This is a genomic window from Aeromonas enteropelogenes (genome assembly GCF_000819845.1).
GTDB lineage: Bacteria > Pseudomonadota > Gammaproteobacteria > Enterobacterales > Aeromonadaceae > Aeromonas > Aeromonas enteropelogenes.
In genome coordinates, this window is sequence record NZ_CDCG01000037.1 from 564060 (window position 1) to 580240 (window position 16181).

General features: G+C 58.2%; 16 protein-coding genes. 8 read left to right on the forward strand and 8 right to left on the reverse strand.

The genetic code is table 11. The annotated features are described in order from the left end of the window. From BN1123_RS15380 to BN1123_RS15400, 5 genes are all read right to left on the reverse strand, one after another. Window positions 1-1475 (reverse strand): DUF7305 domain-containing protein (locus BN1123_RS15380; RefSeq protein WP_052449274.1); only part of this gene is annotated, 1475 nt, incomplete at its 3' end. After that, the gene (locus BN1123_RS15385) at window positions 1472-2020 is read right to left on the reverse strand and encodes a PilW family protein (RefSeq protein WP_042028081.1); all 549 of its coding nucleotides are present in this window, start codon (window positions 2018-2020) and stop codon (window positions 1472-1474) included. The genes BN1123_RS15380 and BN1123_RS15385, both read right to left, overlap by 4 nt. Beyond that, entirely contained in the window at window positions 2014-2415 is a 402-nt protein-coding gene (locus tag BN1123_RS15390) for a type IV pilus modification PilV family protein (RefSeq protein WP_042028082.1), read from the reverse strand. Before BN1123_RS15390 ends, BN1123_RS15385 begins: the two co-directional genes overlap by 7 nt. Continuing rightward, a complete protein-coding gene (locus BN1123_RS15395; RefSeq protein ID WP_042028083.1) occupies window positions 2412-2831 on the reverse strand; it encodes a GspH/FimT family pseudopilin in 420 nt (139 codons plus the stop codon). Before BN1123_RS15395 ends, BN1123_RS15390 begins: the two co-directional genes overlap by 4 nt. Window position 2832: 1 nt before the next feature. Beyond that, window positions 2833-3222 (reverse strand): type IV pilin protein, encoded by a 390-nt coding sequence (locus BN1123_RS15400; protein ID WP_052449271.1) that lies wholly within the window; start codon window positions 3220-3222, stop codon window positions 2833-2835. A gap of 301 nt (window positions 3223-3523) precedes the next feature. On the opposite strand from BN1123_RS15400, the gene BN1123_RS15405 reads away from it, so the two are divergent. The 3 genes from BN1123_RS15405 (at window position 3524) to BN1123_RS15415 (ending at window position 6462) form a co-directional block, all read left to right on the forward strand. Then, on the forward strand, window positions 3524-5071 hold the full coding sequence (locus tag BN1123_RS15405) for an AlkA N-terminal domain-containing protein (RefSeq protein ID WP_412149725.1): 1548 nt from the start codon (window positions 3524-3526) through the stop codon (window positions 5069-5071). Further along, entirely contained in the window at window positions 5068-5547 is a 480-nt protein-coding gene (locus BN1123_RS21490) for a methylated-DNA--[protein]-cysteine S-methyltransferase (RefSeq protein ID WP_042028221.1), read from the forward strand. The genes BN1123_RS15405 and BN1123_RS21490 overlap by 4 nt, the downstream gene beginning before the upstream one ends. Before the next feature lie 126 nt (window positions 5548-5673). Continuing rightward, complete coding sequence (locus BN1123_RS15415) at window positions 5674-6462, forward strand: SIR2 family NAD-dependent protein deacylase (protein WP_042028084.1); 789 nt, start codon at window positions 5674-5676, stop codon at window positions 6460-6462. A gap of 180 nt (window positions 6463-6642) precedes the next feature. Here the strand turns inward: BN1123_RS15415 and BN1123_RS15420 are convergent, their stop codons facing one another. The 3 genes from BN1123_RS15420 to BN1123_RS15430 all read right to left on the reverse strand — a co-directional run bounded on the left by BN1123_RS15420 (window position 6643) and on the right by BN1123_RS15430 (window position 10412). Further along, on the reverse strand, window positions 6643-8502 hold the full coding sequence (locus BN1123_RS15420) for a peptidase U32 family protein (protein ID WP_042028085.1): 1860 nt from the start codon (window positions 8500-8502) through the stop codon (window positions 6643-6645). A 221-nt stretch (window positions 8503-8723) separates the two neighbouring features. Further along, window positions 8724-9335 (reverse strand): LysE family translocator, encoded by a 612-nt coding sequence (locus tag BN1123_RS15425; protein ID WP_042028086.1) that lies wholly within the window; start codon window positions 9333-9335, stop codon window positions 8724-8726. A gap of 129 nt (window positions 9336-9464) precedes the next feature. After that, the gene (locus tag BN1123_RS15430; RefSeq protein ID WP_042028087.1) at window positions 9465-10412 is read right to left on the reverse strand and encodes a LysR family transcriptional regulator; all 948 of its coding nucleotides are present in this window, start codon (window positions 10410-10412) and stop codon (window positions 9465-9467) included. Window positions 10413-10614: 202 nt separating this feature from the next. On the opposite strand from BN1123_RS15430, the gene BN1123_RS15435 reads away from it, so the two are divergent. From BN1123_RS15435 to BN1123_RS15455, 5 genes are all read left to right on the forward strand, one after another. After that, the gene (locus BN1123_RS15435) at window positions 10615-11703 is read left to right on the forward strand and encodes a ketoacyl-ACP synthase III (protein ID WP_042028088.1); all 1089 of its coding nucleotides are present in this window, start codon (window positions 10615-10617) and stop codon (window positions 11701-11703) included. A gap of 284 nt (window positions 11704-11987) precedes the next feature. After that, on the forward strand, window positions 11988-13190 hold the full coding sequence (locus BN1123_RS15440) for a methyl-accepting chemotaxis protein (protein ID WP_042028089.1): 1203 nt from the start codon (window positions 11988-11990) through the stop codon (window positions 13188-13190). A gap of 9 nt (window positions 13191-13199) precedes the next feature. Then, window positions 13200-13568, forward strand: coding sequence for a response regulator (locus BN1123_RS15445; protein ID WP_026455745.1), 369 nt, complete (start codon window positions 13200-13202; stop codon window positions 13566-13568). Window positions 13569-13581: 13 nt separating this feature from the next. Next, entirely contained in the window at window positions 13582-13908 is a 327-nt protein-coding gene (locus BN1123_RS15450; RefSeq protein ID WP_042028090.1) for an STAS domain-containing protein, read from the forward strand. 23 nt (window positions 13909-13931) lie between these two features. Beyond that, window positions 13932-16142: a chemotaxis protein CheA gene (locus tag BN1123_RS15455; protein ID WP_042028092.1), complete on the forward strand. Its 2211-nt coding sequence runs from the start codon at window positions 13932-13934 to the stop codon at window positions 16140-16142. Window positions 16143-16181: the final 39 nt, after the last annotated feature.

Genomic DNA, 16181 nt, shown 5'->3' on the forward strand with positions numbered 1-16181 from the left:
AGCCCGCCACTGCCGCTGATGCTCATCTCGGTCAGAGGAGCATAGAGAGCGGCATAGAGCGGCGTGTTGCCCGACAGTTTGACCCCGTCCTTACCGCTGTAGGCCGAATAGAGGGAGATGGCCGGGGTGCCCTCTGCGGTGAGTCCCTGTTTGGCTGCGCTCACCTCGGCCCCCGCCCCCAACTCGACCTTGCCGCCGACGATCAGGGTCAGGCTGCTACCCTCGGCCACCGTCAACTTATTGCTGCCGCTCATGGTGAAATCCCGGTCAATTACCAGTACCACGTCCCCCTGGATAGTCAGCGCCGCATCGGCTCCCATGTTGAGGCTATCCAGCCGGTAGAGGGTCTGCTCCTTGCCAAATACCTCCCCTTTGCCCGGAAAGGGCAGCGCCGGCTTGTGCTGGTTGGTGCTGGTGACAGAGCCGGTGGCGGGACTCTCGGTCAGCACCATCTGCTGGGTCGACCCCAGCGTCAGGGCACCATTGATGGGCAGGTTGGCGAACTGAGGAGAGCCGGCGAGCGCCGTCACGTTGAGGGGATCACACACCTGACCCGCCACTGGCGGCAGCTTGGGATGCTGGCGATATTGGGGCTCCAGATACTTCTGGTTTTCTGCATCGTTGAAGCTGCCCATCCCGCCATAGTTGAGCTGGCCGCTGTCGATGCTGGTGCCCCAGCCCATGGCCACATTGCCGTTCATCGCCACCGAGCCGGTTATCCGTCCTCCCTGCAGGGTGAGGTTGCCGCCCCCCTGCAGGTTGCCATCCACCCGTACTATCTTGTCGGAGGACGGGGAGATGGTGATATCGCTCCCCGCGGCCAGGCTGCCGGAGACGGGGGATGAGCCATTGAGGGTAACCGAGCCGGTCGCCCGCACATCGCCCCAGATGGGCGAGTGGCCATCGAGCACCACATTGGCCTGGTCGCTGACCGTCGCCACGCTGGCATTCTGGTTGACATTGCTGCCACCATAGCTGCCCTTGCGCGAATCATAACTGTCGATAAGCCCACTGCCGGAGAGGCTGAGCCCCTCGCAGGCGACCACCGAATCCTGGAAGATCAGGTTGCCGGGCTGGCGCCTGAGGGAAAACAGGGCATTGAGACCGGCGCTCCCCTCCAGAAAATGGCCACTGCTATAGAGCGCCAGGGTGTCAGCCATCGCCTGCGCCGGTTTGTCGATTTGATAGTGGCTGCCATCCTGTACCCCGTTACCCCGATCGGGTATGGCCCGGATCAGCGCGGCCCACTCGCTGCGTGGCGTCTCCTCAAGGGTGGTCCGCAAGGCTCGGTAACTCTCGTTCATCCCCTGTTCGGCACTGAGCTGGGCATTAATCTTCTTGTGAAAATTGCCGCTGAGCCGGGTCTGTATCTGGTTGTCCTGGATGCTGGTCAGCACCAGCAGGCTCGAGAGCAGGCTGAGCACCAGCACTACCAGCAACACGACCCCCCGCTGTCGTTGCAATCCCTTGTTCATCCCGCTCCTCCTGCGGCCTGACCAGCCAGTGCGGCATCCCAGATGGCCTTGCGTCGCGCCACCTGTACCGTCACCCCGGGGGCCAGATAGGCTGGCAAGCCTTCCGGCAGGATGCGGATGGTGACCAGCGACCCTTGCTCGCCAAATTCCAGCTCCTTGAGCCCGGTCACCAGCAGACGAGCCCCTTCACCGTCGTCACAACTGAGCACGGGCGGCGTGAATCGGTACTGCTCGGTAAAGTCGGTGGTCTTGCGATTGCCAAGGCAGGAGAGCACCTCGGTGCCCCCTGCCACCCTGAATCCCAGCGTCAGCCGATCCGGGGTGACGGCGATCAGTCGATCCGCCTGCTTGATGCTGCTGGTGAAGGTGAGGGTGGCAAAACGCAGCACCTCGCTCGCCTGCTCCAGCGCCTTGCTCTGGGCCACGGTGCGTTTGATGGGGGCATAGCCGGCAAAGACCGCCAGCATCAGCAGCAGGCCGAGTACCATGGCGATCATCAGCTCCACCAGGCTGACCCCGCGCTGTCTGTGCATGGTGTTCAACATAGGGGTGGAAATCCGGCATTCAACGCCACCTGCCTGGCACCGGAGACCCGTCCATCACGCCACTCTATGGTCACCACGAGGTTGTCGCTGTAACGTGCAGGCAACAGCAGGCGCTGCCCCGGCTGCAGGGCGAAACGGGCGAGATAGTCAGCATCGGAGAAACGCTCGGGCGTGCGCTGCACTTCGCACAGAGTGCCCCAAATCTGCTCCACGCCATTGCTCGCCGCTATGGTGGCCAGAGTCGTCTGCAGGCTGTAGTGCGCCTGTTTGAGCGACACCACCTGTCCCTTGGCCAGCCCGAGAAATACCATCACCGCGAGCACCATAGAGATCATGATCTCCACCAGATTGAACCCCTGCTGACGCCCCATGGAACCCGGTTGGCCGCCACTCATGAACAGCTCCCGTGCAGCAGCTGGCCGCTCGGGGCGATGCAGAGCACGCGCTGCTCGCCGAGGCGATTGGCCAGGGTGATCTCGGCCTGCGCGCTGCTGCCGGTCGGCGCTATGGTGATGGGAGCAAACGGCGAGATGCTCACGCCACCGCCGGGGGCGGCAGCCTGCCTGAGCAGCTTGCTGTCTGCCGTTACCTCCCAGCCCCCGTTCTGCGTGCCTTGCAGCACCACAGGCAGCGTCAGCTTCACCGCTTCACTGCGTGCGAAACGATAGGCGGAGGCGAGCTCCCCGGTGGAGCGCTCCAGCCGCTCGGCGGCGAGTCGTTCGCTCAGGGAGGGAATACCGACCATCAGCAGGATGGCCGCGATCACCACTGCCACCATCAACTCGATCAGGGTAAAGCCTCGTATCTTCATCTCATGACCCCCAGCAATCGCTGCGCGCAGCGGCGCGATATCCGGTGTGATCCAGCGTCAAGGTGCCGCAACTATCCTTTTGCAGACGAGTCGGTGTCGCCTTGAGCAGATAGGTGTACTGCGCCAGCTGGCTGTAGCTGAACTGATAAAAATCGGAGTTCGCAGGGAGCGTGAATTGCACGGGATAGCGGCCCTGCTCAGTGAAGATGCGCTCGAGTGCAAGCGCCTGCTCCATCATCAATTGCTGCGCTTCATAGCGCCGCCCTTTCTCCAGATAGTTGCGATAGGTGGGCAGCGCGATGGCGGCGAGGATGCTGACTACCGTCATGGTGATCAGCAGTTCGGTCAAGCTGAAGCCCCGGACACGGGCCCCTTCAGAAAGATATTTCACTTATCGTCCTTGGCAAGTGGTTATTGTTTTATATCAGTAAGTTAGCTGCGCATTGGCAATACTTAATAATCAAAGAGAAAAAACTATTCAGATTGGACAGTATCGAGTCCCACCAGGCAATGACTATTTGATGAATATGTGATCGGTTATTAATTTTTACGCAAATGAATCCGATTGTACGTGCCACTCATGTCGAGGGGCTCATGCGTGCTTTTTTGCTATCCCTGTCCGTTTCTGGCTAGTCACTGCCCCCTCGCCCCCTTACTCTCTCATCATGTCTCCCGTACCGAGCCGCCATGTCATGACCCAGTCACCCAGCCACGACCATCTGCAGGAAGAGACGCTCCACGGCCTCAGCCGAGAGCAATGCCACGCCGCGCGACTTGCCCGCGATGCACGCTTCGATGGCCGCTTCTTTACCGGTGTCATCTCCACCGGCATCTACTGCCGCCCCGTCTGTCCGGCCAGGCCGCCGCACGAACACAATGTGCGCTACTTCCCAAGTGCCGCTGCCGCCGAACAATATGGCTTGCGCCCGTGCCTGCGCTGTCGCCCCGAGCTCGCCCCCGCAGCCCGCGGCGATCTGCCCCATGCGCTCGCCCGCTTGTTGGCGCGCATCGAGCGCGGTGAGCTGGCGGATGGCTCGCTCGCCGCTCTTGCCGAACAAGCCGGCATCAGTGAGCGCACGCTGCGCCGCGAATTCAGGCAGCACCTCGGCGCCTCGCCGAAACAGGTGGAGCAGACGCGTCGCCTGCTGCTCGCAAAACGGCTGCTGACAGAGACGCAACTCTCCATCACGGACATCGCATTTGCCGCGGGCTTTTCGAGCATTCGCCGCTTCAACGACGCCTGGCTGCAGGCGTATGGCCTGGCGCCGCGCACCCTGCGCCAGCAAGAGGGCCAGGGTGAGCAGGCTAACAACAAACTGCCGGATGATCGCGGTGCAACGCTGACGTTGCAGCTGCCGTATCGGCCCCCGTTTGATGTGGCGGCCATGCTCGCTTTCTACCGGCTGCGGGCGATCCCCGGGCTGGAGCGGGTGGATGGTGAGGTGTATGAGCGCCGCCACAGTGTCGGCGATCAGAGTGGTCTGGTGCGCATCACACAAGGCAAGGGGCACAGCCTGACGCTCACCGTGCAGGATCTGCCACCCGCGGCGCTGCCTGATCTCCTGTATCGCGTGCACCGGATGTGGGATCTCGACGCCGACATGCAGCGTATCGGCGAGCAACTCGGACAAGATCCGCTGCTGGCGCGCCTGCAGGCACGCTGGCCCGGTGTGAGGCTGCCAGGCGGCTGGGATGAGTACGAGGTGATGCTGCGCGCTATCGTCGGCCAGCAGGTATCGGTCAAAGGCGCCATCACCATACTGGGACGGTTGGTGGCGCGTACCGGGGCGCAATTCGGAGTGGCTCGGCTGCCCACGCCAGCCCAGTTGTGCGAGCTTGATCTCGATGGCATCGGCATGCCCGGCAGCCGCATTCGCACGCTGCAGGGACTGGCCACCGCCATCGCGAGTGGCGAACTCTCCCTCGTCAGTGCCAGCGACGAGCAACTGCTGGCGCTGCCTGGCATAGGCCCCTGGACGGTCGCCTACTGGCGGCTGCGCTGCGGGCTGGACACGGACGCCTTCCCTGCCTCCGATCTGGTGCTGCAAAAAGCACTGGGAGGCGGCATCAAGCTGCCGGTGAAAGAGGTCGTGGCGCAAAGCGAAGGGTGGCAACCGTGGCGAGCGTACGCCGCCAGCTGGCTATGGCACGCCATGAGTGAAGCGCCGACGCAGCTGATTGACCCAGCCCACCCAGGCGAAAACTCTGGAAACAACGAACACAAGGAGATAACCCCATGATCCGCTACGATATTCTGCCAACCCACTGCGGCGATCTGTTGATCGCCATCAACGAGCGCGGCCTGGTGCATGTGGACTTTGTGGCAGGCCTGCGAGCGCTGCCCGATATGAGCGGCTGGCAACAAGATGGCGAGGCGCTCGCTCCCTATCTTGCCGAATTCGAGGCCTATTTTACCGATCGCCTGCAGCGCTTTACCCTGCCGCTCGCCGCCAGCGGTACCGCCTTTCAGCAGGCTGTATGGCAAGCGTTGTGTGATATCCCCTATGGCGAGACCCGCAGTTACGGCGATATCGCGCGCGCCATTGGCAAACCAAATGCGATGCGGGCAGTGGGCGCCGCCAACGGTCGCAATCCGCTCTCGATTATCGTCCCCTGCCATCGGGTGATCGGCCAGAATGGCAGCCTGACCGGCTATGCGGGAGGATTGGAGATTAAAAAAGCCTTGCTGCAACTGGAAAATATTAAGGTTAAATAGCCTGATATCTAGCTAACCATAGACTCTGTCTATCATAAATAGATATCCACTTTACATTTACGACTTCATGCAAGTCCCTGAAATAGGTATAGTTGTAGATCCATATTTATTGAGGAGATATTAAATATGGAACAACTATTATCTGCCTACAGACAGGGAAATGTGATTCTTTTTGTTGGAGCAGGTGTATCTATGAACCTTGGTCTTCCATCATGGTCCACTCTGATCGACAAGATAGCCAAGGATCTGGATTATGAACCAGAAATATATAGATCTTTTGGCGATCATTATGCATTGGCAGAGTACTATCGTTTAAAGAAAGGAAGTATTGGCCCTTTGAGAAGCTGGATGGATAGAATTTGGCATTCCTCTGAGATCGATATTTCAGACTCAAAAGTGCACGAATATATTGCCAAAGCCAATTTTCCCATAATATACACAACCAACTATGATAGATGGATTGAGAATGCCCTTGCCTATTATAACAAGCCATTTACCAAAATAGCCTCGGTATCAGACTTTACAAGAATCAAAAGCGGCAATATACAGGTGGTAAAGTTTCATGGTGATTTCGATGATGATAAGTCGATTGTTATTGATGAAACGAGCTACTTTGAACGTCTCGAATTTGAAACACCGCTTGATATAAAACTTCGTTCAGATGTTTTAGGTAAATCTGTGCTCTTTATTGGATATAGTTTGGCAGATATCAACCTGCGACTTTTATTTTATAAGCTATCCAAGTTATGGAAAGCCAATCAAGCAGGCGATGCACAACCCAAATCTTATATTTTCTCAGCGAAACCGAACCCGGTACAAGAAGCTGTGCTTGAGCAGTGGGGCATCAGCATGATTTCCTCCGGGAAAGAAAATCCAGGAGAAGCATTGGAGGAGTTTCTGAGTAAATTCCAATAATTAAGAATCACAGTTGGAATTTTAAATGCAAATCACCTACATCGTTTTTTAACCATTAACGATATTTAAATTCGTAAATAACATAAAAACTCGCCTCATATATAACTAAATAATGTTAACAAATGCAGAAATTTTCCAAGATAGAGCCCCCCTTTCCATTAAGAAAAAGGGGGGACATCTTCAACGCTTCAGACTTCCCATTACATGCATTTCGCAGCGCCGGCAGTCAAAGCGCAGGCGGAAGGTATCCTTGCCCATCTTTAGCGCCAGTGGTTCGGCCTTGAGGCCGGGCACCTCTTTCGGGCAAAGATTCTGGCTGTAGCGAATGCAGTGCTTGGTGATCATCAGCACCACTTCCCCTTCTTCCTTGTTCGCCTCATAGGCCGGTGCGATGCGCTCCACCCCGTGCTCGCGGAAGAACTGCTCGGCCGCGCTGTTCAGCACGTTGCCAAGGTAGGAGAGACGGTGCTGAGGATAGTGGATATCCCGCAGCGCGATGCGCCGCTCGGGGCGCTGGTAGCCGGCCAGACGGGCAGCCTCCAGCGCGGCGATGCCATCCCGGCGCAAACAGTTGAGCATGGATGCGGCAATGAATAGCGGGTGAGTAAACGCCAACTCAACCTTGCGCGCCACAAACAGGGTATTGCCGAGTTTAGCGAGCTGATCGCGCGCCTGTTGCAGTGCCCGTTCCGGGTTGTCGGCCGGCTGTTTGTCACAGGGGAGCGTGACGGCGGCGCTGATGCCCTGTTCATCGGTGAGCGTGAGGCGCAAGCCCTCATCACACTCTGCAAGCACCATATCGACCCGGATGCGGCGATCGGCGCTCGCCTTCTCCAGCACCTTGCTGAATGCCTGATCGTGGTTGCGGTAGATTTCCGTGCCCACCTTCAAGCCAGGCATGCGCTCTGACAGGAGTAACTGCTTACCTTCTACTTTGTTCAGGCGCATCCCCACCAACTCGTTGTTCGGCTTGAAGAAGCCAAGACCGTCGCCGTTGTTGAGGGTCACGGGCTTGCCGTCGATCTCGATGCCCTCTCTGGTGACGCTGGTGACCCGGCCCAGCGGCTCGCCCACGTATTTCGGGCTCTTGGTGGAGTCGATCCCGGGCTTGCGACCATGAAGGAAGTAATCGGTGCTACCGCGGTTGAAGCTCTTTTTGGGATCAGGCGTGAAGCTGTAGCTGCAACGGCCGGCCGAGGAGGCCACCAGATCGCTGCGGCTATCCAAAATGGCATCGAGCTTCTGCCGATACCAGGCGGTGACGTTCTTGACGTAATCGAGCCCCTTGAGACGCCCCTCAATCTTGAAGGAGCGGATCCCCGCCTCTATCAGCGCCTCCAGGTTGTCGGTCTGATCCATGTCCTTGAGAGACAGCAAGTGACTGTCGGCCACCAGCACCTCGCCATCCGGCTTTTGCAGCGAGCAGGGCAGGCGACAGAGCTGGGCACATTCGCCACGGTTGGCGCTGCGGCCGGTCCGGGCGTGGCTGATGTTGCACTGGCCGCTGTAGGAAACGCAGAGCGCCCCGTGGATAAAAAACTCCAGCTGCACATTGGTGGCCGCACTGATCTCGCGGATCTGCGCAAGCGACAGCTCACGCGCCAGCACCACCTGGGAGAAGCCCACATCCTGCAAGAACTTCACCTTCTCCGGGGTGCGATTGTCGGTTTGGGTACTGGCATGGAGCGCGATGGGTGGTAGATCGAGCGCCAGCAGCCCCATATCCTGCACGATAAGCGCATCGGCTCCCGCTTCATAGATCTGGTGGGTCAGCCGCCGGGCCTGCTCCAGCTCGCTGTCATGCAGCAAGGTATTGAAGGCAACGAAAACCTGGGCTCCGAAACGATGGGAATGACGCGCCAGCGCTTCGATATCCTCTATGCTGTTGCCCGCCGCGCTGCGGGCGCCAAAGGCGGGTCCGCCCATGTAGACGGCATCAGCGCCGTGATTGATGGCTTCAATGCCATAAGCAAGGTTCTTGGCTGGAGCCAGTAGCTCCAACCGGTTGTGGTGGCTTAAGGAGTGCTTGTTCTGGTGCATGGTCTCGGGATCAGGGCGGACAGCAAATGGCAGCCACTCTAGGCCATTGCCACCCTGATTACCTTGATCCCGCTTAAGATCACTGCGAAATACAGGATTAGAGCTGCCGCACGTGGCCCTTCTCCCTTGGCAAGGGAAATTCCCTCTCCTCCTTTACGGCAGGCTGCGCTTATAAACCTCCCCCCCCAGCCAAGGAGAAGGATCGTCACCTGATATTGATGCTAAATCACCACCTTGAGCGCCAACCCCAGCAGCACCAGACCACTAATCTTGTCGATGACGAAGGATTTGGCTTTGAGCCAGGCCAGCACGGGGCCACGGGAGAGTACCAACGCCACCAGCACATACCAGAGCGCGTCGATACCGCCAGCGGTGAGCATCATGATGCTCCCCTCATACCAGCCGGTATCGGCATGCACAAACTGGCTGAACAGGGCGATAAAGAAGATGGCGAGCTGGGGGTTCAGAAAGGCCACCATAAAGCCCTCGAAAGCCCCCTGACGACCACGCAGCTGGTGCATCTCCTCTTCACGCAACTCGCCACTGGCGGGTTTGGCCAACAGCGCCTTGACCCCGAGCCAGGCGAGAAACGCGGCGCCACCGTAGCGGATGAGATCAAACAGCAAGGGGGTCTGGGTGATCAGCAGCGACAGACCAAGCGCGGTGATAAGCGCGTAGATACCCACCCCGAGACCGTGGCCCAACGCGGTCGCCACCCCGTGGCCCTGCCCTCCCTGCACAGTATTGCGAATGATGAGCGCCAGACTCGGCCCCGGGCTGATGGCCCCCATCACGCAAATTGCGGCCAATGCCAGCCAACTCGTCAGTTCCATTTTGTGCTTACCCTCAGCCTGAATATGTTGTTCCTGAATTCAGGGTAAGGGGCGCATGGCTATGCCAGAAATGAAAGTTATGAATAGATCCCATAACCATTGGCTATGCTGTGGCATAACCGACTGGCACTAACGGGTCTGGGTCTGAGCCAGCACCTTGCGACTCTCGACCACGGTGCCTTGCAAGTGGTCCCGCAGGAAGGGATAGGCCAGCTCGCGAAACCAGCGATGGGCCGGGTCCTGATGGTGGCGCTGATGCCACAGCAGATGATAGTGCTGGGTGCGGGTCGAAAAGGGGAGATCCACAAAAGCGAGCTCGTTATTGCATGAGAGTTGCCAGGCGATATGAGCGGGTGTGGTCATCAGGCAGTCGGTGCGCAGCAATACCTCCACCGCCGCCTGAAAGAAAGGCACCCGGGCAAACCAGCGCCGGGAGAGGCACTGTGGCGCCAGCACCTGCTCCACCGGGCTATCCTTGTCACCGCCTCCGCTCACCTGCAGATGTGGCCAGGCGAGGTAATCATCGAGTGTCAGGCGACGGTCCGCCAGCGGATGCCGGCGGCCCATCAACACCACCAACCGGTCCTCCCCCTGATGCAGGCCGCGGATCTGATCCGGCACCTGCTCTGTGATGGTGGAGACCAGGTCAAGCTGTGATTGCCACAACTGTGGCAGTTGGCGCTTGTCCCACAAGCTGTACTCAAGCGCCGCCAACGGCGCCTCTTTGGCAAGCGCTGCGCAAATATCGGGCAGGATATGCTGGGCCACGTAATCGGACGAGGCGAGCCGGAATACCCGTTCACAGCGGCTGGGCTCGAACCCGGGTGGCTCATAGAGCCGCTCCAGTGCTCCGAGGGAGTCCGCCAACTGGGCGGCCAGGCTTTCGGCCCGCGGCGTCAGCAGCCAGCGTTGTCCCTCCCGCACCAGCAGCTCGTCGCCAAACTCGCTACGCAGCAAGGCGAGTTGCTTGCTGATAGACGGCTGGCTCAGGTGCAGCAGCTCCGCCGCCCGACTGATGTTGCGAGTCTCCAGTAGCACCTTGAGGGTAGGCAACAGGTTGAGATTGGCTTTGAGCAAGGTGTCGCCTCGTCGAGAGAGAAAACCCTATCTTAGGGCAGGCGAGTCCTTCCCTTTAAGCGAAATTTCCCTTGTTTTGTGGCCCATTGCCACATCCTCCCTGCCAGATAACCATGACCACAAGATGACAGTAGTTGTCTCGTGCGGCATAATTGCGCGATTTTCCGCCCGCGGGCGATCCACATTGAGAAGCGGTAACAAGATGAAATACGCCAATATCACCGGTTGGGGCAAATGCTTGCCTCCCTCAGTGCTGACCAACGATGACCTCAGCACCATCATGGATACGTCGGATGAGTGGATCTATCCGCGTACCGGCATCAAGGCCCGCCGGATCTCCCACGTCAGCACCTCGGATCTCGCCACCCTGGCAGGTCGCCGCGCTCTCGCCTGCGCCGGTCTCGAGGCCAGCGATCTCGATGGCATCATCCTGGCTACCGCCACCCCGGACAATTTGCTGCCGAGCGCAGCCTCTGCGGTGCAGAAGAAGCTCGGCGCCACCAATGCCGCCGTGTTTGACCTCAACGCCGCCTGTACCGGTTTCGTCTACGCCCTCTCCGTCGCCACCTCGCTGGTGCAGACCGGCATGATGAAGAAGGTGCTGGTGATCGGTGCCGAGCGTCTGACCTATCTGCTGGACTGGGCCCGCCGCGATACCGCCGTACTGTTTGGCGATGGCGCAGGTGCCGTGATCATCGAAGCGAGCGAGCAGGAAAGCGGCCTCATCGCCAACAAGCTCGGCTGCGACAGCGAAGCGCGGGAGATCCTGCATGTACCGAATTTCGGCACAGATCGCGTGCGTTTTGCCGACATTGACGGCCTGTTCACCTTCAATTTCGAAGGCCCCGAGATTTTCAAGCGCGCCGTCCGTGGCATGGGTGAGGCAACCGGCACTGTACTGGAACAGGCCGGCATTGCTCCCGAGCAGATCGATCTCATCGTGCCGCACCAGGCCAATATCCGCATCATCGAAACCCTGGCCAAGCGCATGAACGCGCCCATGGAAAAGGTGATGGTGAACATCGAAAACTACGGCAACACCTCCGCCGCCACCGTGCCCATCGCACTGTGCGAAGCGCTGGAACAAGGCCGCGTCAAGCCGAACTCCTATCTGCTGACCGCAGCCTTTGGCGCCGGCCTCACCTGGGGTGCAGCCATCATCAAGTGGGGCGATCGCGTCACCCCCATCAGTCAGTGCGATGAAGAGCTGCCTGCGTGCGAGCAGAGCGCGCTGGAGCTGATCGCCCATGCCGTCGAAGGCTGCCAGCAGGCTCATGCCAGCAAAGCCTGACATGGTTCAAGGAGCCTGCCATGGCAGGCTCCTTATTTGTCTTTCTCTCCTTCACTACCCCAGATTTCGCTATCTCGCTGATATCGGCGGAAATAACGCTCAGCATCCACTCCCCTTATCAATGCCCTACCTCTTTTTCGGCAAGCAATACTGACTTGCAACCAACTATTTTTTTTACGCTACCCTTACTGAGCCAATAGTAAATATAACCAGGCCCTGGGTTGCCAATCTGGATGGCACAACCCGACGGCCAAGCTGATGACTAGCACAGGGATAAGTTGCGTATGGCACAACACAAAAGTGGCGTGATCAACCCGCTATGGGATCCGGTTTGCTGGCTGAACTGCATCGGGCTGGGATTGCTCGGCTGCCTGCTGCTTCTGTCCGGATCTTCTTCTCCGCTTTACCTGTTGTTGAACGGCGCCTTGGCCATTGGCGCCGCACTCTGGACTTCCCATCGCGTCAATCAGGCCCGCCACACTCACGCCTCAACCGACGAGCAGGATGCCACCCCAGCTTCCTTCGCCAATGCCATCATCGGGCTGGAAGAGGTCTGCCAAAAGGCGGTCCCCATATGGTCACAACAGATAGAGAGCTCCCGGCAGCAAACTGAAGAGGCGATGATCGATCTGACCCAACGCTTCAGCGGGCTCGCCAACAAGCTGGAAGAAGCGGTCAGCGCCTCCCATCAGGCTGCAGGCGATCTGGGTGGCACCGAATCAAAAGGGATGGCCGCCGTGTTGAGCGAGAGTCAGATCCAGCTCAATGAGGTACTCAGCCTGATGCATTCGGCTCAGGAAAACCGTGATGCCATGTTGGCAGAAATAAAGAGCCTGACCGCCTATACCCTGGAGCTCAACACCATGGCGCTGGATGTCGCCAAGATTGCCTCCCAGACCAACCTGCTGGCCCTCAATGCTGCGATTGAAGCGGCGCGGGCAGGTGAAGCAGGACGAGGATTTGCCGTAGTCGCCGATGAGGTGCGCAACCTCTCCCGCCTCTCCAGTGAAACCGCCCAGAAGATGAGCGACAAGGTCGATACCATCAACGCCGGGATTGGCCGCGTCTCAGAAATTGCCGAAAGCTCCGCCGCCCGGGATCACGTTTCGGTCGCCAACTCGGAGCAGGCTATCGAACAGGTGCTGACCCGGTTTCGTCAGGCGACCGACAGCCTTGCCGAATCGGCTTCCCTGCTGCAAAGCGAAAGCACCGACATTCATCACGAAATTTCCAATGTCATCATTTCGCTGCAGTTTCAGGACAGGGTAAGTCAGATCCTCAACCAGGTACGCAACAACATGGAGCATCTTTCAAACCATCTGAACGACCCGGAACAACAGGTACGCACTTCCGGCCCGCTCATGATCGATGCCGATAGCTGGCTGGCCGACATGGAGCTCACCTATGCCACGGATGAGCAGAGGGACATTCATCATGGTCGAACGACCAAGCCTACCGCCAGCAGTGCAGACATTACTTTTTTCTAGGAGAGAAACATGGGTAAAACGATCCTGATCGTGGATGACTCAGCCACTATTCGCCAGGTGGTTGGCATGACGCTGAAAACCGCAGGCTACGACGTACTCGAAGCGCAAGATGGCAAGGATGCCCTCAACAAACTCGACGGCAAGAAGATCAATCTCATCATCAGCGACGTCAACATGCCCAATATGGATGGCATCAGTTTCGTCAAAGAGGCCAAGAAACTCTCCAGCTACAAGTTCACCCCCGTCATCATGCTGACCACCGAATCACAGGACAGCAAGAAGCAGGAGGGACAGGCCGCCGGCGCCAAGGCATGGGTCGTCAAGCCTTTCCAGCCGGAACAGATGCTTGCCGCCGTCGCCAAGCTCATCATGCCGTAATCTGGAGTCAGCCATGGAATTGCAGCGCGAACTGCAAGGTGACAAGACTGTGCTCACCCTGCCTGACGACGTCACCATCTACACGGTAGCCGAACTGAAAGAGGCGCTCTCTCCTCTGTTGCACCAGGGACAAGAGCTGGAACTCAATCTGGCCAATGTGACTGAAATCGACAGTGCCGGGCTACAGCTATTGCTGGCAGCCAAAAAGACTGCCTTGGCCAATGGCTATCCGCTGCACCTGGTCTGGCACAGCCATGCGGTGCTCGAACTGCTGGAACTGTGTCAATTGTCGGGATTTTTTGGGGATCCCACCCTGTTTCCCCATGCTGAGCACCCCTGAATCGCCATGCCGAGGAGTCACCCGTGAGCATCAATCTTGACCAGGCCCTGCAGACCTATATTGCCGAGGCTCGCGAATTGCTTGAAGAAATGGAGTCCTCTCTGCTCTTGCTGGAGGAAAATCCTGACGACAACGAACTCATCGGGGCCATATTCCGGGCGGCTCACACCATCAAGGGCTCCGCGGGCCTGTTTGGTCTGCTTCCGATCGTGGGGTTTACCCATATTGTCGAGGATCTGCTGGATCAGATCCGCAACCAGCAATTATCGGTGACCTCAGCGCTTATCAAGGATCTGCTGGAGAGCTGCGACCACATTCAATTGCTGATAGAAGTGGTGGCTGAGCAGGGAGATAGCCTGACCGCCGACGCCCTCGCTCGGGATGACAAGCTGCGCCTGGCCCTTATTCGGCACCAGAATGCCCAGGAAGCCCAGTTGCCCGACACGATAATGCCTTCGCCCCCTCCCATCGAAAAAGAGGAAGTGCCGCTGTCCAGCGGTTCCCTTTGGCATATATCTCTGCGTTTTGGGCCTGATGTGCTGCGCAACGGCATGGATCCCGCCGCATTTCTGCGCTATCTCGGCACATTGGGTACCATACGCTCGCTGGAAACCATCCATCAGGCCATACCGGATTGGGAGGAGTTCGATCCGGAAAGCTGCTACCTCGGCTTCGAGGTCGATTTCGATTCCCAGGCAGACAAGGCTGCGATCAGCGATGTCTTTGAATTCGTCAGAGATGATTGCCAGATCGCCATCTTGCCGCCTCACAGCAAGATCAGCGAATACATAGACCTTATCAATGCCCTGCCGGAAGATAGTGAAATGCTGGGGCAACTCCTGGTCAAGACCGGCGCGCTAACCGCAGAAGAACTGCGCCACGGACTCCAGCTACAACATTCGGCCACAGAGCACCCTGCCTCAAAACTGGGAGAGATCCTCATCTCTCAGGGCTCCGTCGATGAAGTCGTGGTCGATGCAGCCCTGAAAAAGCAGCACCAGACTAAGGAGAATAAAAGCAAGGAAGGACGCTATGTCAGAGTCCATGCCGACAAGCTGGATGACCTGATCAATCTGGTAGGTGAACTGGTGGTAGCCAGCTCGGGCGCCAATATGCTGGCCCAGCGCAGTAGAGAGAGCCAGCTACAGGAAGCGACGTCCGTCATCGCCAACCTGGTGGAAGAGATAAGGGACAATGCCTTGCGCCTTCGAATGGTGCCCATCGGCGATACCTTCAACCGCTTTCAGCGGGTGGTGCGTGATGTCAGCCAGGAGCTCAACAAGGATATCGCCCTGGTGATCTCGGGTGCCGATACCGAACTGGACAAGTCGGTGGTGGAGAAAATTGGCGATCCACTGATGCATCTGGTCAGAAACTCGATGGATCATGGCATCGAACCTGCAGAGCAAAGGCAGCTTGCCGGCAAACCGGCAAAAGGAACCCTGACTCTCAACGCCTACCATGACTCCAGTAGCATAGTGATTGAAATCAAGGATGACGGAGCCGGCCTAAACAAGACCAGGATCCTGCAAAAAGCGCAGGAACGAGGCTTGATTGGCGCTGGCACCACGCTCACCGATCAGGAGATCTACAACCTCATCTTTGAGCCTGGATTTTCCACAGCAGAAGCCATCACCAACCTCTCCGGGCGTGGCGTCGGCATGGATGTGGTCAAAAGCAACATCACAGCCCTGCGCGGAACCGTGGATTTGGACAGCATTCCGGGCCAGGGCACCCGGGTACAGATAAGACTGCCCCTCACGCTCGCCATCATCGACGGCTTTCTGGTCAAGGTGTGTGATACCTATTACGTCATCCCTCTGGATATGGTGATCGAGTGCGTAGAACTGACCGCCAGTGCCTTGGCCGATACCCAGGGGCGAAATTTCATCAACTTGCGAGGAGAAGTCCTCCCCTTTATCCGTCTGCAACACTATTTCGACACCCGGGGCAGCAAGGGGCGCCGTGAGAATATCGTGGTTGTCAGCCACGGCGGCAAAAAATCGGGACTGGTCGTCGACGAGCTGCTGGGTGAATTCCAGACCGTTATCAAACCCCTTGGCAAATTATTCCAGCGTCTGCAAGGGATCAGCGGTTCCACCATTCTGGGAGGGGGCGAAGTCGCCCTCATCCTTGATATTCCCTCGTTGATCCAGCACGCCATCCATCAGGAGTCTGGCCTTATCAACAGGCAGACCCTGACACGGCTGCAACATCAACCGCGCATCAATTGAGGAAAACACTGTGAAGCACACTTTCAACATCCTCACTAT